The organism is Rahnella sp. Larv3_ips (genome assembly GCF_003697865.1).
In the GTDB taxonomy this organism is placed as follows: Bacteria; Pseudomonadota; Gammaproteobacteria; order Enterobacterales; family Enterobacteriaceae; genus Rahnella; species Rahnella rivi.
Genome location: NZ_MJIB01000004.1, coordinates 1 through 1,136 on the forward strand (window position 1 = coordinate 1; position 1,136 = coordinate 1,136).

At 54.8% G+C, this 1,136-nt stretch carries 2 protein-coding genes; one reads left to right on the forward strand and one right to left on the reverse strand.

Annotated features, from left to right (window positions below; genetic code table 11):
* Positions 1 to 269, forward strand: a 269-nt coding sequence (locus ED901_RS25200) for a hypothetical protein (protein ID WP_205965069.1), incomplete at its 5' end; no start/stop codon positions are given.
* A gap of 387 nt (positions 270 to 656) precedes the next feature.
* Here the strand turns inward: ED901_RS25200 and ED901_RS25295 are convergent.
* On the reverse strand, positions 657 to 1,136 hold a 480-nt coding region (locus ED901_RS25295; RefSeq protein WP_240993861.1), incomplete at its 5' end, for a deoxyribonuclease IV.

The window sequence follows — 1,136 nt, forward strand, 5'->3', positions numbered from 1 at the left end:
TGCCGCTGGCAGGCTATATTCCAGCGGCTCCGGCTATTGCCGCAAACGCCGCCGCTGCGCGGTCCTCTCATTTCAGGTTCGGACCCGCTCGGAAAAACCCCCTCGCGGTTTCTCACCGTTCATTCGACGTCGTTTTGAGCGCGGCCAGAGGCTTTTTAAAGCGCAACCTCACCTTTCCAAATCTGAATAAACTGCCTTTCACTTTGAAATACCATTGGCCGCGCTCAAAAATCACGCCGGAGGGAGAGGCACCGTTTTCGACTTTTTAATTCAAAACTTAAGTCTCAATGATCTTTTGAATGACATAGCCATCGGCCGCGCTCAAAAATCACGCCGGAGGGAGAGGCACCGTTTTCGACTTTTTAATTCAAAACTTAAGTCTCAATGATCTTTTGAATGACATAGCCATTGGCCGCGCTCAAAAATCACGCCGGAGGGAGTGGTGGAAAACCGCGCGTCTGTTTGCGCGGGTTGTAACCCGAGCGGAGGGCACCGCGCAGCGGCGGGATTTTGCGGCAATAGGAGGAGTTTCTGAAACATAGCCAGCGCGCGGATCACGTGTTTTAAAAAACGCGGGAGTCCAGAGGGAGAAGGTTTATTCTCCCTCTGGTCGGTGTGGGCCGACGCCCACGACCTTGAATTGGTTTTAAGCGGAATCAGGCCGCTGCCTCATCCGCCTCTGCGGTTTCCTGCGCTTTCAGCCAGGCGATTTCCTCGCCCCAGATCTCCGGTTCTACCGTTTCAAGGATCATCGGGATGCCGTCGAAACGCGGGTCGCGCATGATCCAGCCGAACACCGTTTTGCCGATGTTGCCTTCGCCCAGGCTGTGATGGCGGTCAACGCGGCTGTTGAATTCACTTTTGGCATCGTTGAGGTGCATGCCGCGCAGGTACTCAAATCCGACCACATCGCTGAAATGTTTAAAGGTGTTTTCACACGCTTCCACGGTGCGCAGATCGTAACCCGCCGCGAAGGCGTGGCAGGTGTCGATGCAGACGCCAACGCGGCTTTTGTCTTCCACACCTTCAATGATTTTTGCCAGATGCTCAAAGCGGAAACCGAGATTGCTGCCCTGACCGGCGGTGTTTTCGATGACCGCCGTGACGCCCTCAGTCTGCGACAGTGCAATGTTCAG